The organism is Leucobacter sp. OLIS6 (genome assembly GCF_002752355.1).
Taxonomy (GTDB): domain Bacteria; phylum Actinomycetota; class Actinomycetes; order Actinomycetales; family Microbacteriaceae; genus Leucobacter.
Genome location: NZ_MRAV01000018.1, coordinates 59,726 through 78,285 on the forward strand (window position 1 = coordinate 59,726; position 18,560 = coordinate 78,285).

Annotated in this window: 21 protein-coding genes; 13 read left to right on the forward strand and 8 right to left on the reverse strand. The window is 71.1% G+C overall.

Features of this window, described 5'->3' with window-relative positions:
• Nucleotides 1-47: 47 nt before the first annotated feature.
• On the forward strand, nt 48-893 hold the full coding sequence (locus BMH31_RS15075; RefSeq protein ID WP_099722636.1) for an inositol monophosphatase family protein: 846 nt from the start codon (nt 48-50) through the stop codon (nt 891-893).
• A gap of 79 nt (nt 894-972) precedes the next feature.
• Nucleotides 973-2,178 carry a spermidine/putrescine ABC transporter substrate-binding protein gene (locus tag BMH31_RS15080; RefSeq protein WP_099722637.1) on the forward strand — a complete coding sequence of 402 codons (1,206 nt, stop codon included), beginning with the start codon at nt 973-975 and terminating at the stop codon, nt 2,176-2,178.
• Nucleotides 2,179-2,241: 63 nt separating this feature from the next.
• Here BMH31_RS15080 and BMH31_RS15085 read toward each other — a convergent pair whose 3' ends face one another.
• Genes BMH31_RS15085 through glp (BMH31_RS15095) form a run of 3 tightly spaced genes read right to left on the reverse strand, consistent with a single transcriptional unit; the run spans nt 2,242 to nt 4,387 of the window.
• Complete coding sequence (locus BMH31_RS15085) at nt 2,242-2,532, reverse strand: DUF6457 domain-containing protein (protein WP_099722638.1); 291 nt, start codon at nt 2,530-2,532, stop codon at nt 2,242-2,244.
• A complete protein-coding gene (locus tag BMH31_RS15090) occupies nt 2,529-3,161 on the reverse strand; it encodes an NTP transferase domain-containing protein (RefSeq protein WP_099722639.1) in 633 nt (210 codons plus the stop codon). Before BMH31_RS15090 ends, BMH31_RS15085 begins: the two co-directional genes overlap by 4 nt.
• Nucleotides 3,158-4,387, reverse strand: coding sequence for a gephyrin-like molybdotransferase Glp (gene glp / locus BMH31_RS15095; RefSeq protein ID WP_099722659.1), 1,230 nt, complete (start codon nt 4,385-4,387; stop codon nt 3,158-3,160). The genes BMH31_RS15090 and glp (BMH31_RS15095) overlap by 4 nt, the downstream gene beginning before the upstream one ends.
• Before the next feature lie 95 nt (nt 4,388-4,482).
• Between glp (BMH31_RS15095) and fdhD the strand changes: the two genes are divergently transcribed.
• From fdhD to BMH31_RS15110, 3 genes are all read left to right on the forward strand, one after another.
• Nucleotides 4,483-5,391, forward strand: coding sequence for a formate dehydrogenase accessory sulfurtransferase FdhD (gene fdhD / locus BMH31_RS15100; RefSeq protein ID WP_099722640.1), 909 nt, complete (start codon nt 4,483-4,485; stop codon nt 5,389-5,391).
• Complete coding sequence (locus BMH31_RS15105; protein ID WP_099722641.1) at nt 5,388-7,712, forward strand: FdhF/YdeP family oxidoreductase; 2,325 nt, start codon at nt 5,388-5,390, stop codon at nt 7,710-7,712. Before fdhD ends, BMH31_RS15105 begins: the two co-directional genes overlap by 4 nt.
• 379 nt (nt 7,713-8,091) lie before the next feature.
• Nucleotides 8,092-8,364 (forward strand): GIY-YIG nuclease family protein, encoded by a 273-nt coding sequence (locus tag BMH31_RS15110; protein ID WP_199068110.1) that lies wholly within the window; start codon nt 8,092-8,094, stop codon nt 8,362-8,364.
• Between the two features lie 175 nt (nt 8,365-8,539).
• Here BMH31_RS15110 and fmdA read toward each other — a convergent pair whose 3' ends face one another.
• The 3 genes from fmdA to BMH31_RS15125 form a co-directional block, all read right to left on the reverse strand.
• Entirely contained in the window at nt 8,540-9,796 is a 1,257-nt protein-coding gene (gene fmdA, locus BMH31_RS15115; RefSeq protein ID WP_099722643.1) for a formamidase, read from the reverse strand.
• Between the two features lie 87 nt (nt 9,797-9,883).
• Nucleotides 9,884-10,174 (reverse strand): FmdB family zinc ribbon protein, encoded by a 291-nt coding sequence (locus BMH31_RS15120; RefSeq protein ID WP_099722644.1) that lies wholly within the window; start codon nt 10,172-10,174, stop codon nt 9,884-9,886.
• A gap of 1 nt (nt 10,175) precedes the next feature.
• Nucleotides 10,176-10,823 (reverse strand): AmiS/UreI family transporter, encoded by a 648-nt coding sequence (locus tag BMH31_RS15125; protein ID WP_099722645.1) that lies wholly within the window; start codon nt 10,821-10,823, stop codon nt 10,176-10,178.
• A 234-nt stretch (nt 10,824-11,057) separates the two neighbouring features.
• Between BMH31_RS15125 and BMH31_RS15130 the strand changes: the two genes are divergently transcribed.
• Genes BMH31_RS15130 through moaA form a run of 4 tightly spaced genes read left to right on the forward strand, consistent with a single transcriptional unit; the run spans nt 11,058 to nt 14,271 of the window.
• Nucleotides 11,058-11,486, forward strand: coding sequence for a TOBE domain-containing protein (locus tag BMH31_RS15130; protein ID WP_099722646.1), 429 nt, complete (start codon nt 11,058-11,060; stop codon nt 11,484-11,486).
• Entirely contained in the window at nt 11,483-12,316 is an 834-nt protein-coding gene (gene modA / locus BMH31_RS15135) for a molybdate ABC transporter substrate-binding protein (RefSeq protein ID WP_099722647.1), read from the forward strand. Before BMH31_RS15130 ends, modA begins: the two co-directional genes overlap by 4 nt.
• The gene (locus tag BMH31_RS15140; RefSeq protein ID WP_099722648.1) at nt 12,313-13,107 is read left to right on the forward strand and encodes an ABC transporter permease; all 795 of its coding nucleotides are present in this window, start codon (nt 12,313-12,315) and stop codon (nt 13,105-13,107) included. Before modA ends, BMH31_RS15140 begins: the two co-directional genes overlap by 4 nt.
• Before the next feature lie 42 nt (nt 13,108-13,149).
• Nucleotides 13,150-14,271: a GTP 3',8-cyclase MoaA gene (gene moaA, locus BMH31_RS15145; protein ID WP_099722649.1), complete on the forward strand. Its 1,122-nt coding sequence runs from the start codon at nt 13,150-13,152 to the stop codon at nt 14,269-14,271.
• Between the two features lie 13 nt (nt 14,272-14,284).
• Here moaA and BMH31_RS15150 read toward each other — a convergent pair whose 3' ends face one another.
• Both BMH31_RS15150 and BMH31_RS15155 read right to left on the reverse strand, forming a co-directional pair.
• Nucleotides 14,285-14,698 carry a molybdenum cofactor biosynthesis protein MoaE gene (locus tag BMH31_RS15150; RefSeq protein WP_099722650.1) on the reverse strand — a complete coding sequence of 138 codons (414 nt, stop codon included), beginning with the start codon at nt 14,696-14,698 and terminating at the stop codon, nt 14,285-14,287.
• A 49-nt stretch (nt 14,699-14,747) separates the two neighbouring features.
• Nucleotides 14,748-15,914 (reverse strand): ThiF family adenylyltransferase, encoded by a 1,167-nt coding sequence (locus BMH31_RS15155; RefSeq protein WP_099722651.1) that lies wholly within the window; start codon nt 15,912-15,914, stop codon nt 14,748-14,750.
• Nucleotides 15,915-15,977: 63 nt separating this feature from the next.
• On the opposite strand from BMH31_RS15155, the gene BMH31_RS15160 reads away from it, so the two are divergent.
• The 4 genes from BMH31_RS15160 to BMH31_RS15175 are packed head-to-tail and all read left to right on the forward strand — an operon-like array spanning nt 15,978 to nt 18,493.
• Nucleotides 15,978-16,226: a MoaD/ThiS family protein gene (locus BMH31_RS15160; protein ID WP_099722652.1), complete on the forward strand. Its 249-nt coding sequence runs from the start codon at nt 15,978-15,980 to the stop codon at nt 16,224-16,226.
• Between the two features lie 2 nt (nt 16,227-16,228).
• Entirely contained in the window at nt 16,229-17,512 is a 1,284-nt protein-coding gene (gene glp, locus BMH31_RS15165) for a gephyrin-like molybdotransferase Glp (protein ID WP_241898325.1), read from the forward strand.
• Entirely contained in the window at nt 17,505-17,987 is a 483-nt protein-coding gene (gene moaC / locus BMH31_RS15170; RefSeq protein ID WP_099722654.1) for a cyclic pyranopterin monophosphate synthase MoaC, read from the forward strand. The genes glp (BMH31_RS15165) and moaC overlap by 8 nt, the downstream gene beginning before the upstream one ends.
• Nucleotides 17,984-18,493, forward strand: coding sequence for a MogA/MoaB family molybdenum cofactor biosynthesis protein (locus BMH31_RS15175; protein ID WP_099722655.1), 510 nt, complete (start codon nt 17,984-17,986; stop codon nt 18,491-18,493). Before moaC ends, BMH31_RS15175 begins: the two co-directional genes overlap by 4 nt.
• Nucleotides 18,494-18,560 lie beyond the last annotated feature (67 nt).

Below are 18,560 nucleotides of genomic sequence, written 5' to 3' on the forward strand. Positions count from 1 at the left end.
GCCGCGCCGCTCGGGTGCGGCGGCACCGCACGACATAGGCTCGTGGCATGACCGAGAACCCCGCCCCCGCTCCCGCCGTCTCCGCGGCTCTCGCCGCCGAACTGGCCGGCATCGCCGCGACCGTCGCCGAGACCGCCGGCCGGCGGATCGTCCAGCTGCGCGACGCCGGCGTGGACGTCGCCGCGACCAAGTCGAGCGCGACCGATGTCGTGACCGCCGCGGACCGCGAGGCGGAGCGCCTCGTCGCGGCCCTCATCCGCGAGGCGAGGCCCGACGACGGCATCCTCGGCGAGGAGGGCGCGAGCGATTCCGGCACGACCGGTATCACCTGGGTCGTCGACCCGATCGACGGAACCGTCAACTATCTCTACGACCTGCCGGTCTTCTCGGTGAGCATCGCGGCGACCGTGCCCGATCCGACGGCGTTCGCCGACGGCCGTCGCGCGGTCGCGGGAGCCGTCTGCGCGCCGCGATCCGGCGAGCTGTTCGTCGCCTCGGAGGGCTGCGGTGCGACCCGCAACGGCGCCGCGATCCGCGTCTCCGCGCAGCAGGAGCTGGGACTCGCGCTCGTCGGCACCGGGTTCGGATACACGTCCGAGCGCCGCGCCGAGCAGGCCGAGGTCGTCGCCCGGGTCCTGCCGCGCGTCCGCGACATCCGTCGTCTCGGATCGGCCGCCTACGACCTCTGCATGGTCGCGTCCGGGCGTCTCGACGCCTACTACGAACGCGGGCTCCAGCCCTGGGACTACGCTGCGGCCGCGCTCATCGCGCGCGAGGCCGGCGCCGAGCTCCGCGGCGTCGACGATCGGACGCCCCCGGGAGAACCGCTGCTGCTCGCGGCGCCCCCTGCCATCGCCGGCGCGCTGCACGACACTGTGTCCGCGCAGCGGTAGCGCCCCGAACAGGCTGTTCGCCCGACAGGACGGCACGGCGTGCCAGGATGGGGACGCACGCACTTCAAAGGAGAAGAACATGCCGAATCCCCTTCCCGAGGACCCGCTCATCCGTTCGCTCGTCCAGCGCGCCCGGCGGGCTCCCGTCAGCCGCCGTCGCCTGCTGCAGGGCGCCGGACTCGGCGCAGCGCTGCTCGGCGCGAGCGGACTCGCGGCCTGCTCGAGCAAGAAGACCTACGGCGACGGTTCCAAGGGCACCATCCGCTGGGCGAACTGGACCTACTATCTCGACTTCGACGAGAAGACGAAGGACTACCCGACGCTCAACGACTTCATGGAGAAGACCGACATCGCGGTCGAATACTACGAGGACATCGACGACAACAAGACCTTCATCGCGAAGATCAAGGACCAGCTGCACCTCGGTCAGGACACCGGCTACGACGTCTTCGTCCCCTCCGACACGACCATCGTGCGCCTCGTCGAGAAGGACCAGCTGCGCAAGTTCGACCGCGGCCTCGTGCCCAACGTCGGCGAGCAGATGATCGACCTGGTGAAGCACGCGACCTTCGATCCGGACCGCACCATGTCGATCCCCTACCAGGCGGGCATGACCGGACTGGTCTACAACACCAAGCTCTACCCCAAGGGCATCAAGCGGGTCTCGGATCTGTGGGCGCCCGAGCTCAAGGGCAAGGTCAACCTGCTCTCGGAGCAGGACGACACGACCGGGCTCATCATGCTCGAGCAGGGCGTCGACATCGTCGGCGACGTCTGGGGCGATGACCAGTTCTACGCAGCGCTCGACGTCGTCAAGAAGCAGCTCGCGAAGGGCCAGGTCGCCACCATCAAGGGCAATTCCTACACCCAGGACCTGCAGCAGGAGAAGATCTGGGCCGGCATGTGCTGGTCGGGCGACATCGCGATCCTCAATGAGGAGGCCGGCGAGGAGATCTGGAAGTTCGTCGTGCCCGAATCGGGCGCCTCCGTGTTCATCGACTCGTTCTCCATGCCGAAGGCCACCGAGTCCTTCAAGCAGGTGCACGAGCTCGTGAACTACTACTACGAGCCCGAGGTCGCGGCCCGCGTCGCGCAGTACGTGCAATACGTCACGCCCGTCGCCGGGGCGCGCGATGCCATGGCGAAGCTCGACCCCAAGCTCGCCGACAACCCGCTGATCTTCCCCGACGAGGAGATGTCGAAGCGCATCTTCGACATGCGCTCCCTCACCGCGCAGGAGGACGACCGCTACACCAAGGCCTTCCAGAAGGTCATGGGCAACTGACGCGCGGGCGGCCGACACCGCCGAGCAGGGCCGTGCGCCGCGCATCGCGGTGCACGGCCCTCCTCACTCCCCCGATTCCTCCGCCTGCTTCCAGGCATCGGCACGATCGACGAGGAGCGCCGCCAGCTCGTCCAGCCGCTCGGGATCCGCCTCGCCCCCGAGCCGCCCGAACGCGACGCCCAGCAGGAACGTCGAGAGCGGTGCCGCGGGGCGCGCCACGTCGTGCGCGACATCGCGCGCGACATCGAGCACCGTGCCGATCGACACCGTGCCGGGATCCACCCCGAGCTCCGCCGCGGCCGCCGCCAGCCACGCGTCGAGTGCCTCCGGCGGAAGCCGCTTCTGCTCGTTCATGTTCGCTCCTCTGTTTCGGGTGATTCGGAGCGGACCGACCGTTCGGCCCGCTCGAGGTCCTCCGGGGTGTCGACATCGACGACCTCCGCCGCGTCCGCGTCGACGAAACGGACCGCAACCGACTCGAACGCCCGACGCAGCGGCGCATTCGCCGTGCGGCCCGCGAACGGCGCGAGCGCCCCTCGCAGTGCTCCGAGACGATAGCCCGCCGCCAGCCACTGCGCCCGTCCGTCCGGGTCGCGCAGCACCACCGCCTCCGTATCCGTCGGCGCACCGTCCTGCAGCGCCAGCCGGGCGACCGCCGCATCAGGGCGCACCAGATCGCACGACAGCAGCAGCACCCAGGTGTCGTCGGCGACCCCGTCCAGCGCGACGAGCGCAGCCTCCAGCGCGGCCAGCGGCCCCGCGAACGGCGGATCCTCGCGCACGATCGCGCACTCCGGCACCGCCGCGCGCTCCGGCCCCACCACCACGATCGGATCCGCGCCGACGGCGCGCACCGCGGCCGCCGCGCGATCCACGAGGCGCTCGCCGCCGAGGCGCAGCTCCGCCTTGTCCCGGCCGCCGAGACGCGTCCCTCGGCCTCCGGCCAGCACGACGGCGGCGAGCGCGATCCCGACCTGATTCATCGGTCCACCAGGATCACGTCGACGGTCTCGCCGGCGGCGACGTCGCCGCGACCCGCGGGGACGAGCGCGTACCCGTCGGCGGTGCCGTGCCCGCCGACGGCGTGCGATACCCCTCCGGGATCCACAGCGGGGCGGCAGACGAGGCCGCCGCCGCCCGGTTCGATCCGGACCGGGAGCACCTGGAGCCGCCCGGCGGCACCGCGCCAGGCCGCTGCGGCCCTCGCGGGAACACGGATCCGCTCCACCTCGCCCCGACCCTGCACGTGCAGCAGGGCCGGACGCACGAACAGCTCGAAGCTCACCGCGGCGCTCACGGGGTTCCCCGGCAGTGCGAAGATCCAGGCCCCGCTCGCCAGGCGGCCGACGCACTGCGGCTGCCCGGGACGCACGGCCACCCGGACCGCGCGGACACCGGGTTCGCGCTCGAGGGCGATGCGCACCACGTCGTGGCGCCCGGGCCCGACCCCTCCGGTCGTGATCACCGCGTCCACCGAGGCGCCGAGCCGCTCGAGCCGCTCGGCGAGAGCGCCCGCGTCGTCGCCACTCACGAGCACCTCGCTCGCTTCGATTCCGTTCTCGGCGAGCAGCGCTCGCAGCAGCACGGAGTTCGATTCCGGGATCTGCCCCCGGTCGAGCGGCTCCCCCGGGGCTCGGAGCTCCGATCCGGTGACGAGGATCGCGACCCGCGGTCGCGGGCGGACGCGCACCCGGGTCACCCCGGCCGCCGCGAGGCCGGCGATCCGTGCGGCGCTCAAGCGGTCACCGGCACGCGCGAGCGGAGCTCCGGCCGAGACGTCCTCGCCGCGGTTCCGCACGTTCGCGCCGCCCCCGACGGCACGCAGCACACGCACCTCGTGCTCGGCCCAGGGATCCGCCGGGTCCTCGCCAGCGGTCCATTCGACCGGCACCACCGCGTCGGCGCCGCTCGGCAGCGGTGCGCCAGTCATGATGCGGACCGCCTCGCCCGGCCCGACCCCCGGATCCTCGGGGCTCCCCGCCGCGACTTCTCCGACCACGCGCAGGGTCACCGGCCTGTCGGCACGCGCGTCCGCGAGGTCGGCGGCGCGAACGGCATAGCCGTCCATGGCGGAGTTGTCCCACAGCGGTAGGTCGAGCGGCGATTCGACATCGGCGGCGAGCACGAGGCCCGCCGACTCGGCCAGCGCGGCCTCGCGGACGGGCAGCAGCGGGATCCGCTCCAGGATCCAGCGGAGGTGCTCCTCCATGGTGACCGCTCCGCCGCCCGACATCTCGCCTCGCCATCCGCTGCGCCTCCGCGCGCAGCCTTGCCCTCGCCTCGTTTCGATGCTATCCAAGAAGCGTGTCCCGTATCGCCGCTCGACGTCGTGTGACCCGCCTCACCGCAGGCGGATCCGTGTCGAGGCGCGCGGACTTCCTGGCGGTCGAGGAACCGCTCGAGATCCGGGTCGCGAGCAAGCCCCTCGCGGTGACGATGCGCACTCCCGGGCACGACGTGGAGCTCGCCGCCGGTTTCCTCGTCTCCGAGGGCGTGATCCACCACGCCGAGCACTTCGCGGCCGCGATCCACTGTGCCGCCGACGGCGAGGAGAACACCTACAACGTGCTCGACGTCGCGCTCGCGCCGGGCGTCGCGCCGCCCGACCCGAGCCTCGAACGCAACTTCTACACCACGAGCTCCTGCGGTCTGTGCGGCAAGGCGAGCATCGACGCGGTGCGCACGCAGACCCGCTTCGACGTCGCGAGCGACCCGCTCACGATCGACGCGTCCGAGATCGTCCGGTTCCCCGACGAGCTGCGGGCACAGCAGGCCGTGTTCGAGCGCACGGGAGGCCTGCACGCCGCAGCGCTGTTCGACGGCGCGACGGGCGAGATGCTCGTGCTGCGCGAGGACGTCGGCCGGCACAACGCCGTCGACAAGGTGGTGGGCTGGGCGCTCATGCACGGCCTCGTTCCGGCGCGCTCCTGCGTACTCATGGTCTCGGGCCGGTCGAGCTTCGAACTCACGCAGAAGGCGCTCATGGCGGGGATCCCGATGCTCACCGCTGTCTCGGCGCCCTCGTCGCTCGCCGCGGAACTCGCGGAGGAGGCGGGCCTCACCCTCGTCGGGTTCCTCCGCGGCGAGTCGATGGTCGTCTACACCCGCCCCGACCGCATCACGAACACGTCCGCCCCCGCGGACGACCCCGACGAGCCGCGGGCCCAGACGCCCGCGAGCCGCACACCGCTGCAGAAAGCAGGTCGACCATGACCCCCAAGGCACCGCGCGACGACTTCTCGGACGCCGACATCGAGGTCACCGAACCGAAGACCTACGCGGCAGGCATGGGCGGCGTGTTCCACTCGATGGAGCCCGCGATCCTCGAGATGGGCCTCGGCCGCACGGTCAAGCTCATGACGAAGATCAATCAGAAGGACGGCTTCGACTGCATGAGCTGCGCGTGGCCCGACCCGAGCCACCGCAAGATCGCCGAGTTCTGCGAGAACGGCGGTAAAGCGGTCACCTGGGAGGCCACCCCGCTCAAGATCGAGCGCGCCTTCTGGCAGGAGCACTCGCTCACCTCGCTCGAGGACAAGACCGAGTACTGGCTCGGCATGCAGGGCCGCATCGTCGAGCCCGTCTACAAGGCGAAGGACTCCGACCACTACGAGCCCATCAGCTGGGATCGGGCGTTCGGCATCGTCGCCGACCATCTGAACCGGCTCGAGCACCCGAACCAGGCCTCGTTCTACACGAGCGGCCGCGCCTCGAACGAGGCCGCGTTCCTCTACCAGCTCTTCGCCCGCGTGCTCGGCACGAACAACCTGCCCGACTGCTCGAACATGTGCCACGAGTCGACCGGCACGGCCATGCAGTACTCGGTCGGGATCGGCAAATCGACGATCGCCTACAACGACTTCGGCGAGGCCGACCTGATCATCATCATGGGCCAGAACCCCGGCACCAACCATCCCCGCATGCTGACCGCGCTGCAGGAGGCGAAGGAGAACGGCGCCCGGATCGTCGCGGTGAACCCGCTGCCCGAAGCCGGCCTCATCGGCTACAAGGACCCGCAGCGCGTGAGCGGCTACGTCGGCAAGCCGACGCAGATCGCCGACCAGTTCCTCCAGATCCGCTCCGGCGGCGACATGGCCCTGCTCCAGGCGATCTCGAAGCGCGTGCTCGCCGCTGAAGCCGCGGCGCCCGGAACGGTGCTCGACCGCGACTTCATCGAGCGCCACTGCGACGGCTTCGAAGCGTTCGCCGCGCACATCGCGCAGGTCGACGAGCGCGAGGTCGAGCAGGCGACCGGGCTCTCGCAGGCCGAGATCGACGAGCTCGCCGACCGCTACCTGAGCTCCGACAAGGTCATCATCGCCTGGGCCATGGGCATCACGCAGCAGCGTCAGGGCGTCGCGACGATCAAAGAGATCATCAACCTGCTGCTGCTCCGCGGCAACATCGGCAAGCCGGGCGCCGGCGCCTCCCCCATCCGCGGCCACTCCAACGTGCAGGGCGACCGCACCATGGGCGTGTGGGAGCAGATGCCCGACTCGTTCCTCGACGCGCTCGGCACCGAATTCAGCTTCGAACCGCCCCGCGACCACGGTGTCGACGCGGTCAACGGCATCCGCGCGCTCGACGAGGGGAAGATCAAGGTCTGGATGGGCCTCGGCGGCAACCTGCTCGGCGCCATCTCCGACACGAACCTCGCCGAGTCGGCCATGCGCAAGACCGAACTCAGCATCCAGCTGTCGACGAAGCTCAACCGCTCGCACGTCATCACGGGCGAGGAAGCACTGATCCTGCCGGTGCTCGGCCGCACCGAGGTCGACGAGCAGCTCACCGGCCCGCAGTACATCACCGTCGAGGACTCGGTCTGCGCCGTTCACGCGTCGCATGGCCAGATCCCGCCGATCTCCGATCAGGTGCGCTCCGAGGTCGCGATCGTCGGCGGCATCGCGAACGCGACCCTCGGCGACCGTCACGGCATCGACTGGCTCGGCATGATCGACGACTACGACGTGATCCGAGAGCACATCTCGCACGTCGTGCCCGGCTGCGAGAGCTACAACGAGAAGACCCGTACCCGCGACGGCTTCGTCCTGCCGAACGGGCCGCGCGATGAGCGCCGCTTCGACACCGCGACCGGCAAGGCGCGCATCACCGTGAACGAGCTCGAGCCAATCGACTGCCCGCCGGGACGCCTGCTGCTGCAGACCATGCGCTCGCACGACCAGTTCAACACGACGATCTACAGCCTCAACGATCGCTACCGCGGCATCAAGAAGGGACGCTCGGTGATCTTCGTCCACCCCGACGATCTCGCCGAGCTGGGCCTCGAAGACGGGCAGACGGTCGACATCTTCAGCGAATGGAAGGATGAGCCCGACCGAGTGCTGCGCGGGTTCCGCACCGTCGCGTTCCCGACGGCCCGCGGCTGCGCGGCGGCGTACTTCCCCGAGGCGAACGTGCTGGTTCCGCTCGACAGCACCGCGCTCGAGAGCAACACCCCCGTGTCGAAGGCGATCGTGATCCGGATGGAGCCATCGTCGACCCCCGTCGGCGTGGGCCGCCCGGTGGTCGTGTAGCGGTCCCCGCCGGTTGAGCCCCGGACCGTTGGTTGAGCGAGCCTACCGAATCGCCATCCTGCGCGAGCTCGCTGCTTTGTCATCCCGCGCGAGTCACTCACCCGCGTCATCCTGCGCGAGCTTGCGAGTCGCAGGATCCTGCGACTCCTCCGTCGCGCAGGATGACGGGCTCGCGTCTTTCACGCCGGATCGCTTGACATGGATCAGCGCCTCCCCCGTACGGTTCGAGGATGCCGCTTCATGAACACCGCTGCGCGACGAACAGAGCTCTGCCGTCACCCTGCGCGACGAACAGAGCTCTGCCGTCATCCTGCGCGACGAAGGAGTCGCAGGATCTCACCAGCCCCGGATCGGTCCTCTCGTGACACGCTCCGCGTACGTGTACATCCTGACGAACCGACCACGAGGAACCCTTTACGTGGGCGTGACGGGGAATCTGCACCGCCGCCTGTCGGAGCACCGAAGCGGATCCGGACAGGGATTTACGAGCAGGTACCGCCTCACCCGGCTGGTCTGGTTCGTCGAAGGCGCCAGCATCGCCGAAGCGATCACTGTCGAGAAGAAGCTCAAGAATCGCGGACGGCAGTGGAAGATCGATCTCATTGAGAAACGGAATCCGGAGTGGAGGGATCTCTCGGAACAGTGGGAGTGAGATCCTGCGACTCGCAAGCTCGCGCAGGATGACGGCGGGGTATTCGCGCTGGATGGCCTTGGGACGCTCGCTCAACCATCGGGGAACGACGCTCGCAAGCCCGTGCAGGATCCTTCCCCGCACAGCGAAGGAGCCGCGGACTCCCCTCAGCCCGCGGCTCCTCCCTCTCCCCCGTCTATCTGTTCGCGGCGCTCGGCGCTCCGATGCCCGGATCGATCTGGAACGGTCCCGCCGCGCTCGGCCGCACGTCGAAGTCGAAGATCTCGACCGGCAGGTACACCGTCGAGCACGAGTTCGGAATGTCGACGACGCCCGAGAGGCGCCCCTCGATGGGGGCCGCTCCGAGCAGCAGGTACGCCTGCTCGGGGCTGTACCCGAACTTCGTCAGGTAGTCGATCGCGTGCAGGCAGGCACGCTGATACGACAGGTGCGAGTCGAGGTATCGCTGCTCACCGTCGAGCGTGACCGAGGTGCCCGAGAACGCCAGCCAGTGGCTGTAGTTCGGCTCCACGTTGCCCGGCATGAAGATCGCGTTCTCCGAGACCCCGTAGGTCTCCATACCGCCCTTGATGATGTCGACGCGCAGGTCGATGAACCCGCCCATCTCGATCGCGCCGCAGAACGTGATCTCGCCGTCGCCCTGCGAGAAGTGCAGGTCGCCCATCGACAGGTTCGCGCCGTCGACGAACACGGGGTAGAACACCCGCGAGCCCTTGGTGAAGTTCTTGATGTCCTGATTGCCGCCGTTCTCGCGCGGCGGCGCGGTGCGGGCGGCCTCGGACCCGACGCGCGCCCACTGGTCGCGCGGCACACCGCCGAGGATCGCGTGCTCGGCCTCGGGAGGGAGCGCCAGCGGCGGCACCCGGTCGGGGTCGGTCGCGATGAGCGCGCCCTCGCGGTTGTTCCAGGTCGCGAGCAGTCCGGCCGAGGGCGCGGTGCCCATGAGGCCGGGGTGGATGATCCCCGTGAACGAGACTCCGGGGACGTGGCGCGAGGTCGCGGTCTGACCGGCGAAATCCCAGACGGCCTTGTACGCGTCCGGGAACTGCTCGGTGAGGAAGCCGCCGCCGTTGTTGCGGGAGAAGATGCCGGTGTAGCCCCAACCCTGGCCGGCGAGCGGTCCCGAGTCCTCCTGCGGGATCGGGCCGACGTCGAGGATGTCGACGACGAGCAGGTCGCCGGGCTGCGCGCCCTCGACCCGGAACGGGCCGCTCAGCGTGTGCACGGTGAGCAGCGGCGCGTCGAGGATGTCCTGCGCGGAATCGTCGTTCTTGATCGCACCGTCGAACCATTCGCGGCAGTCGACGCGGAAGCTGTCACCCGGCTTCACCGTGGCGACGGGCGGGATCTCGGGATGCCACCGGTTGTGGCCGAGTTTCTCCTGCTCGGTGAACTTCTTCGATGAGTCGAGCTTGAAAATATGCTCCGGCATGGTTTCTACCTGCTTCTCTCTGTCGGTCGACGGCGCCGTCGCCGCCGGGTGTTCGGGCTGGTGTTCGGGTTTCGGGATCCGTTCGGTTCAGGCCCGCGGCAGCTTCGCGTGCAGCGGGTTCTGCGTCGTCCGCTGGACCGCGGCGCCGGGGCCGCGACCGGGCAGCCGGTCCACGACCTGCGGCTCGTGCGCGCTCCGCGCGGTGCGATCGATCAGCTGGTAGGCGGACGAGCCCGCGACCGACAGGTGCGGTGCGGTGATCCCGCGCCGGGCGGTCGCGCCGCAGCTGCGGCACTCCGTCTCGCTCGGCACCTCGGCCATGGGGTAGATCGCGTCGAAGCGGCATCCCTCGTCGCATCGGTAGCTGTAGCTCGGCATCTCAGATCCCTTCCGTTCCGGCCGCGGCCGCGGGGGCGACGACCCGTTCCTCCTGCGAGATCCCGCTCCGGCGGCCCAGCGCCCAGGCGATCCCGAACAGCACGACCCCGATCACCGCGGCGACGACTCCCTCGACCGTGCCGGTCACGTAGCCGCCCGTCAGCAGCAGCATGGCCGGGATCGCTCCCGTGAAGATGCCGAGCAGCAGGGTGAACCAGCCGGTCGTGAGACCGAGCCCTTCGCGGCCGAGGCCGAGCACGAGGAAGAACAGGAACCAGAGCACCGCCCATGCGAACCAGATCACCCCGAACACGGGATCGTCGAACAGGGTGAACTGCAGGATCCCGTAGACCACCGCGCAGCCGGCGACGAACAGCGAGAACCAGCCGAGCCCCTCGCCGCTGGCCCCCGTGAGCGTGTTCCACGCGACATAGAGGTAGGTGAAGCCGAAGAGGTACAGGCCCGACGCCCCGAGGATCGTGGCCTGGTCACCGCCCGATTGCAGGATGATCAGCGTCGGGAAGATCACCTGCATGCCCCCGACGAACAGGTTCATCGCGGCCGCGGCCTTGGCCGGCACCACCCCGATGAGCATCAGTCCGTTGATGAACAGAACGGCTCCGACGTACAGCAGTCCAACGCTGCTCATGGCACCCTCTCCCCTCGCTGCACTGCGTGAAGAGGGGCAGGAAACCGGCGCGCCGGTTCTGCCCCACCGGGCCCGCCGCACGGCGGGCACTCGACCTACCTGGAAGCTATCCGTCCGGCGGAAGCCGCGTCAAGCATTCCCTGACGAGCGACACGGAAGCCGAGAGGCACCGTTTTCTCACCTGCGGAACCAGGGCTGGACACGTCACGCATCTGCGGCGATACACTGACGATCGTGACGCATTACCGGATCAGCGATGCCGCTAGGCTCATCGGAGTCAGCGATGACACCATCCGCCGTTGGGCGGCCGACGGGATCCTCGAGTCCGGCACGGACGACGCCGGACGCCGCACCGTCTCGGGTGCATCCCTCGCCCGGCGGGCCCTCGACCTCGCCCCGCACGCGGGTGACGACGAGCCAGTCCGCCGCAGCGCCCGCAACCGGTTCACCGGGATCGTCACCGCGATCGAGCGCTCGGGCATCGTGGCCCAGGTCGAGCTGCAGTGCGGCCCCAACCGCGTCGTCTCGCTCATGACCTCGGAGGCGCTCGACGACCTCGAGCTCGAGATCGGCTCGCGCGCTACCGCCATCGTCAAAGCCACGACCGTGATCATCGAGGCCGAACGGCCCGAGCCCCGCAGCGCGCAGAGGAGAACCCCATGAACCGGAACCGCCGCCGCATCGCACGCGCCGGCCTCGCGGCGGGCGCGCTCACCGCGCTCGTCCTGCTCGCCGGCTGCGCGTCGGAGCCCGCACCGAAGGCGAGCCAATCCGCGAAGCCGAGCGCGACCGCGGAGGTCTCGGGTGCGCTGACCGTATCGGCCGCGGCGTCGCTGCAGCCCGCGTTCGAGCAGCTCACGGCCGATTTCACCGAGCTGCATCCCGGTGTGACGTTCGAGAAGACCGCCTTCGACGGCTCGTCAGTGCTCGCGACCCAGATCATCGGCGGCGCACCCGTCGACGTGTTCGCCTCGGCGGACGCGAAGAACATGCAGAAGGTCGTGGACGCGAAGCTCGCCGACGGCGACCCCGTCTCGTTCGCGACGAGCCGGCTCGAGATCGCGGTCGCTCCCGGCAATCCCCTCGGCATCAAGACCCTGAGCGACCTCGCCAAAGCGGGCGCCGACGGGAAGAAGCCCGTCACCGTCATCTGCGCACCCGAGGTCCCGTGCGGCAACGCGGCGAAGCAGCTGCTCGACCGCGACGAGGTCTCGCTGACGCCCGCGAGCGAGGAGCAGAACGTGACCGCCGTGCTGACGAAGGTGCGCGCCGGCGAAGCCGACGCCGGCCTCGTCTACCGCACCGACGTGATGCGCGCGGGCACCGAGGTGACCGGCGTCTCGATCCCGGGAGCCGAGGAAGCCGCGGGCAAGTACCTCGTCGTACCGATCACGGGATCGAAGTCCGCCGAGGCCGCGAAGGCGTTCTCCGAGTACCTGCGCTCCGACGCGGCGCAGTCGCTGCTCGAGAAGCTCGGGTTCAGCCCCGCATGAACCGGTCGCGCGGGGCGGCGATCCCCGCCGGGCTGCTCGCCCCCGCAGCGCTCGGCGGGGCGTTTCTGCTGCTCCCGCTGCTCGCTCTGCTGACGCGCATGGACTGGGCGGCGCTGCCCGCGACCCTCGTCGCGCCCGAGACGAGGAGCGCGCTGCTGCTCTCGCTCGGCACCGCGGCGGCTTCGACCGCGATCTGCCTGGTGCTCGGCGTGCCGCTCGCGATCGTGATCGCGCGCGCGTCCGGCCGGCTCGCCGCGCTGCTGCGCGCGATCGTGACACTGCCGCTCGTCCTGCCCCCGCTGGTCGGCGGTCTGGCGCTGCTGTCTCTGCTCGGCAGGGGCGGGGTGCTGGGCGATGCGCTCCTGAGCGTCGGGATCCGGATCCCGTTCACGACCCTCGCGGTCGTCCTGGCGCAGGTCTTCGTCGCGCTCCCGTTCCTCGTCATCTCGGTCGAGGGATCCCTGCGGCAGCTCGACCCGCAGTACGCCGAAGCGGCCGAGACCCAGGGGGCCGGGCCGTTCACGATCCTGTTCCGCATCACCCTGCCGTTGATCGGACCGGGCCTCGCCGCGGGCACGATCCTCTGCTTCACGCGCGCGCTCGGCGAGTTCGGCGCGACCGCCCTGTTCGCGGGCAATGCCGCGGGCACCACCCGCACCGTGCCCCTCGCGATCTACACGGCGTTCAACGGCGCAGGGGTGACGCAGGACACCGCGCTCGCGCTCTCGCTGATCCTCATCGCGGTCGCGGTGATCGCGCTCGTCCTCGTGCGCGGACGCACCGCCGACTGACTCGCGGAGGCGCTTCCTCCCCCCGGGTGCAAGGATGGGAGGATGACGAGCAACGCCGAAGCCGACGGAGCGAGCGCTCGGGCGTTCGCGCCGCGCGCACTCCGGCTGCCGTCCACCGGGCTTCCGGACACCCGCGGCCGGGCGCTGCGCGACCTCCGCATCTCGGTGACCGACCGCTGCAACTTCCGCTGCGTCTACTGCATGCCGAAGGAGATCTTCGGCGCGGACTACCGGTTCATGGAGCGGGACGAACTGCTCAGCTTCGACGAGATCGTGCGCGTCGCCTCCGCCGCGGTCGACCTCGGCGTCGACAAGCTCCGGCTCACGGGCGGCGAGCCGCTGCTGCGTCGCGGGATCGAGGCGCTCATCGGCCGGCTCTCCGAACTGCGCACGCCGGACGGACGCAAGCCCGACCTCGCGATGACGACGAACGGTTCCGCGCTGCGGGTGAAGGCCGAGGCGCTCAAGGCCGCCGGTCTCGACCGGGTGACCGTGTCGGTGGACTCGCTCGACGACGGCCGGTTCCAGGCGATCAACGACGTGCGCTTCCCCGTGCAGCGGGTCCTCGACGGCATGGCCGCCGCCGCCGAGGCGGGCCTCGGCCCGGTCAAGGTGAACGCCGTGATCAAGCGCGGCGTGAACGACGACGAGATCGTGCCGCTCGCAGAGCACTTCCGCGCGAGCGGTCACACGCTCCGCTTCATCGAGTACATGGATGTCGGGTCGTCGAACGGCTGGGTGCTCGACGACGTGGTCCCCTCGGCCGAGATCGTGCGCCGCATCGACGCCGCGCACCCGCTCGAGGCGGTCGACGCGAGCCGCGAGGGAGAGACCGCGAAGCGGTGGAGGTACCGCGACGGATCCGGCGAGATCGGGGTGATCTCGAGCGTCACGGGCGCATTCTGCGGCAGCTGCACGCGGGCACGGGTCTCGGCCGACGGCAAGCTCTTCACCTGCCTGTTCGCCTCGCAGGGCACCGACCTGCGTGCGCTGCTGCGCGGATCCGACGAACAGGGCCGCGGCTGCGACGACGCCGAGCTGCGCGACGCGCTCGCCGGCGTCTGGGCGCGGCGCGACGACCGCTACTCCGAGCTGCGCGCGGCGCTGCCGCCCGAGGTCTCGCACGATCGCGAGCGGATCGAGATGTCCTACATCGGCGGCTAGCCGGCTCCGAGGTCTACAGCCCCACCCACTCGGTCACGCCGTCCGCGAAGTGCTGGCGCTTCCAGATCGGCACTTCGTGCTTGATCCGTTCGACGAGTCGCTCGATCGCGGCGAACGCCTCGGCGCGGTGCGGTGCGGACGCGGCCGCCACGAGCGCGGCATCGCCGATGCGCAGCTCGCCCACGCGGTGCACGGCGGCGAGCCGCAGTCCGCTCGCCTCGGCCTCTGAGACGACGCACTCCGCGATGAACCGCTCGGCGTCCGGGTGCGCGCGGTAGTCGAGCGCCCGCACGCCGCGTCCGCCGTCGTGATCGCGCACGATCCCGTGGAACATGACCACCGCACCGCACTCGGCGGCTTCGACCGCGGCGCGCACCGCCGCCTCATCGATGGGCGCGTCAGTGATGCGTGCGAACGGGAGTGTCATGGATCCTCCGGAGGATTCGTTGGCGGGAGACGGGTCGAGCGGCGAACGGTCAGCCGCCGCGCTCGATGAGGTCGGGGGCGAGGCGCGCGAGCTCGTCGATGCCGCCCCGCAGGAACGACACCTCGGTTTTGCCGCGCGCGAGCAGCGCCTCGGCGGCCCGCACCGAGCGCGGGTCCCGCTCGCAGTAGATCGTGACGGGTCCCGAGGGCGTAGCCGCGCCCGAGACGATCCGGTCGAGGGGTTCCCACTCCGAATCCCGCAGCCGTCGTTCGGCGCGCTCCTCGGCGCTGCGGACGTCGACGAGCCGCGGCGGAACGCCCGAGCGCAGACGCTCGACGAGCTCGGACGCGCTCAGCGGCGTCGCTCCCCCGGCGCGCTCCTCGCTCGGCGCGACGCCGCAGAACAGCGCGTAGTCGACGAGCCCGGTGACCGGATCCGCGAGCGGATCCCGGTTGATGCGCAGCTCGCGGGTGCGCGCGGCGAGCGCGTCGTAGAGCAGCACGCGGCCGATGAGCGGATCGCCGATCCCGGTGATGAGTTTCAGGGCCTCGGTCGCCAGCAGGGATCCGACGGTGCCGCACAGGCCGGGCAGCACGCCGCCCTCGGCGCAGTCCAGCACCGTATCGGGCGCCGGGGGCTGCGGGAAGAGGTCACGGTACCCCGGACCGTACGCGTGCCAGGCGACCCCGAGCTGCCCCGAGTACTGCAGGATCGCGCCCCACACGAGCGGGATCCCGCTGAGCTGGGCCGCGTCGTTCGCGAGGTAGCGGGTCGGGAAGTTGTCGCTGCCGTCGATCACCAGGTCGTAGTCGGCGAGCAGCGCGAGCGCGTTCGCGGCGGTGAGTCGCGTGCGGTGCCGATCGATGACGAGGCCCGGATCGATCCCGAGCGCGGTCTCGGCGAGCGAGTCGACCTTCGCGCGTCCCAGTTCGGCCGTGGTGTGCGCGACCTGGCGGTGCAGATTCGAGAGCTCGACGACGTCGTCGTCGACGATGCCGATGCGACCGATGCCGGCGCCTGCCAGGTACGGGACGACGGCGCAGCCGAGCCCGCCGGCCCCGATCACGAGCACGCGCGCGGCCGCGATCCGGCGCTGTGCCTCCTCGCCGAAGCCCGGCAGCACGATCTGCCGGCGCGCACGGGCCGCAGCCGCGGCCGAGAGCTCGGGAGCCGGGGCCACGAGCGGGGCGGGGCGTGCGCCTGCGAGCGATTCCATGGCGCCATTCTACGAGCCGCTCGCGCCCCGGGCGCGCCCCGCCACGACCGCTACGATGAGGGCATGTCCGGGATCACCGTCAGATACTTCGCGGCCGCGGCCGAAGCATCGGGGCTCGAGGAGGAGCGCTGGGAGCTCGCTTCGGCCCCCACCCTCGACGCCCTGCGCGCGGGCCTGATCGAGCGCTACGGCGACGCGATGCAGCGCGTGCTGCGCACGGGATCATTCCTCGTCGACGGTACCGTGCGGCGCGACGGCGGCCCGATCTCGGGCGGCACCGTCGACGTGCTCCCGGCGTTCGCGGGCGGATGAGCATGCGCTCGGTCGCCGACCACCGGCGCATCGTCGATGCGCTGCTCGCGCCCGCCCTCGCGCGGCGCGCAGCTACCGACCCCGAAGTGCGAGCGATCTCGGATGCGAGCGTCGTCGGTCGCGTTCTCGCCGAGTCGCTCGCGTCGCGGGATCCGCTGCCGCCCTTCGACAACTCGCAGATGGACGGCTACGCGGTGCGCGCAGCCGATCTCGCGGGCGCATCCGCGAGCGCGCCGGTCGAACTCCCGATCGGCCGGACGACGGCGGCCGGCGATGCCCCCATCGTGCACCTCCCGGGCACGGCGTCCCCGGTCATGACCGGCGCGGCGATCCCGATCGGCGCCGACGCGGTCGTCCCGATCGAGCGAGCCGACCCGGCGCGCTTCACCGTGCTCAGCCGTGCAGGCGACCCGGATCCCACGGGGACCGTCCGCTTCGCGAGCGCGCCTCCCCGCGGAGAGTTCGTCCGAGCGGCCGGCTCCGACCTGCCCGCGGCGAGCCCGCTGCTCCCGGCCGGCACACGGCTCACGCCCGCACGCATCGGCCTGCTCGCGAGCGCCGGCGTCGCGGAGGTCGCAGTGCGTCCCCGGCCCCGGATCCTCCTCGTGACGACCGGAGACGAGGTGGTCGATCCCGGCGCGGCGCTCGAGCCCGGCCGGATCCGCGACGCGAACACTCCGATGCTCGCCGCCGCGCTGCGGGAGGCCGGCGCCGAGGTGACCGCGGTGCGGGTCCCCGATCGTCCCGAAGCGCTGCGCGCGCTGCTCGCCGAGCAGGCCGACGCGCACGAGCTGCTCGTCACCTCCGGCGGCATCAGCATGGGCGCGTTCGAGGTCGTCCGCGAGGCCCTCGCCGGCGCGGGAGTCGACTTCACGGGCATCGCGATGCAGCCGGGCGGCCCGCAGGGCGCCGGGCTCCTGCGCCCGGAACCGGGCGGCGCGAGCCGTCCGGCCGCCGGGATCCCGGCGCTGTGCTTCCCCGGGAACCCCGTGAGCTCCTGGCTCTCGGCCGAGATGTTCCTCCTCCCCGCGCTCCGCGCCGCCGCAGGCCGCACCGCCTCACTGCCGGTGGAGCAGCGGGAGCTGGCGCACGCGCTCGACTCCCCTGCCGCGAAGCACCAGGTGCGGCGCGGCTGGATCGACGCGCAGGGCCGGGTGCACGTCACGGCGCCCGGTTCCCACCTGCTCGCCGATCTCGCGGCGGCCGAGATCCTCGCCCACGTCCCCGTCGGAGTCGAGCACCTCGACGCCGGCGACACGATCGAAGTCTGGAGACTCGATGTCTGACGCACCCGCGGAGCTGACCCACCTCCGAGCCGACGGCAGCGCCCACATGGTCGATGTGAGCGACAAGGCCGTGACCAAGCGCACCGCCCGGGCCGAGGCCGTGCTCGAGACCCGACCCGACGTGATCGAACTGCTCGTCGCGGGCGAGCTGCCCAAGGGCGAGGCGCTCGGCACCGCGCGCATCGCGGGGATCATGGCCGCCAAGCGCACCTGGGAGCTCATTCCCCTCTGCCACCCGCTGCCGCTCTCCAAACTGGCCGTCGACTTCGAACCGGGCGAGGACCGCGTGCGGATCATCGCGACGGTGACGACCCGCGGCGTCACCGGAGTCGAGATGGAAGCGCTGACCGCTGCGAGCGTCGCCGCGCTCACCCTCTACGACATGATCAAGGCCGTCGACAAGCAGGCCGTCATCACCGGAACCCGGGTGCTCGCGAAGTCCGGTGGGAAGAGCGGCGACTGGAGCGTCGAGTGAGCGCACCCGAGACCCCGCGCACCGCACGCGTGATCGTCGCCTCGACGAGCGCGGCGGCTGGGGAGGCCACCGACCGAACGGGCCCCGTGATCGTCGCCTGGCTGCGCGAGCGCGGCTTCGAGACGCCCGACCCGGTCGTCGTCGCCGACGGCGGCCCGGTCGCGGAGGCCGTGACCCGCGCCCTCGCCGAGGGCGCGGACGCGGTGCTCACCACCGGCGGCACCGGGATTTCGCCGAGCGACGCGACCCCCGAGGCGGTCGATCCGCTGCTCGACGTGCGCCTGCCCGGTCTGATCGAGGAACTACGTCGCCGAGGCACGGCGGCGGGCCTGCCGAACGCCGCGCTCACCCGCGGCGTCGCCGGCTTTGCGGGCTCCGCTTTCGTCATGACGTTCCCGGGCTCCCCCGGCGGGGTGCGCGACGGCCTCGCCGTCCTCGATCCGCTGCTGGAGCACCTGCTCGACCAGCGCTCGGGATCGCCGCGCGGATCGCACGGGGCGCGCTAGTCCACGAGCCCGGTCTGCCCCGCCCTGTCCCCGCTCCCGCCTCTTATACACATCCACGATGCCGACA

What these genes read in the sequence shown, in the direction of transcription:
- BMH31_RS15075 (WP_099722636.1), top strand. Translation starts at nt 48, where the DNA reads ATGACCGAGAACCCCGCCCCCGCTCCCGCCGTCTCCGCGGCTCTCGCC.
- BMH31_RS15080 (WP_099722637.1), top strand. Translation starts at nt 973, where the DNA reads ATGCCGAATCCCCTTCCCGAGGACCCGCTCATCCGTTCGCTCGTCCAG.
- BMH31_RS15085 (WP_099722638.1), bottom strand. Translation starts at nt 2,532, where the DNA reads ATGAACGAGCAGAAGCGGCTTCCGCCGGAGGCACTCGACGCGTGGCTG.
- BMH31_RS15090 (WP_099722639.1), bottom strand. Translation starts at nt 3,161, where the DNA reads ATGAATCAGGTCGGGATCGCGCTCGCCGCCGTCGTGCTGGCCGGAGGC.
- glp (WP_099722659.1), bottom strand. Translation starts at nt 4,387, where the DNA reads ATGGAGGAGCACCTCCGCTGGATCCTGGAGCGGATCCCGCTGCTGCCC.
- BMH31_RS15105 (WP_099722641.1), top strand. Translation starts at nt 5,388, where the DNA reads ATGACCCCCAAGGCACCGCGCGACGACTTCTCGGACGCCGACATCGAG.
- fmdA (WP_099722643.1), bottom strand. Translation starts at nt 9,796, where the DNA reads ATGCCGGAGCATATTTTCAAGCTCGACTCATCGAAGAAGTTCACCGAG.
- BMH31_RS15120 (WP_099722644.1), bottom strand. Translation starts at nt 10,174, where the DNA reads ATGCCGAGCTACAGCTACCGATGCGACGAGGGATGCCGCTTCGACGCG.
- BMH31_RS15125 (WP_099722645.1), bottom strand. Translation starts at nt 10,823, where the DNA reads ATGAGCAGCGTTGGACTGCTGTACGTCGGAGCCGTTCTGTTCATCAAC.
- modA (WP_099722647.1), top strand. Translation starts at nt 11,483, where the DNA reads ATGAACCGGAACCGCCGCCGCATCGCACGCGCCGGCCTCGCGGCGGGC.
- BMH31_RS15140 (WP_099722648.1), top strand. Translation starts at nt 12,313, where the DNA reads ATGAACCGGTCGCGCGGGGCGGCGATCCCCGCCGGGCTGCTCGCCCCC.
- moaA (WP_099722649.1), top strand. Translation starts at nt 13,150, where the DNA reads ATGACGAGCAACGCCGAAGCCGACGGAGCGAGCGCTCGGGCGTTCGCG.
- BMH31_RS15150 (WP_099722650.1), bottom strand. Translation starts at nt 14,698, where the DNA reads ATGACACTCCCGTTCGCACGCATCACTGACGCGCCCATCGATGAGGCG.
- BMH31_RS15155 (WP_099722651.1), bottom strand. Translation starts at nt 15,914, where the DNA reads ATGGAATCGCTCGCAGGCGCACGCCCCGCCCCGCTCGTGGCCCCGGCT.
- BMH31_RS15160 (WP_099722652.1), top strand. Translation starts at nt 15,978, where the DNA reads ATGTCCGGGATCACCGTCAGATACTTCGCGGCCGCGGCCGAAGCATCG.
- glp (WP_241898325.1), top strand. Translation starts at nt 16,229, where the DNA reads ATGCGCTCGGTCGCCGACCACCGGCGCATCGTCGATGCGCTGCTCGCG.
- moaC (WP_099722654.1), top strand. Translation starts at nt 17,505, where the DNA reads ATGTCTGACGCACCCGCGGAGCTGACCCACCTCCGAGCCGACGGCAGC.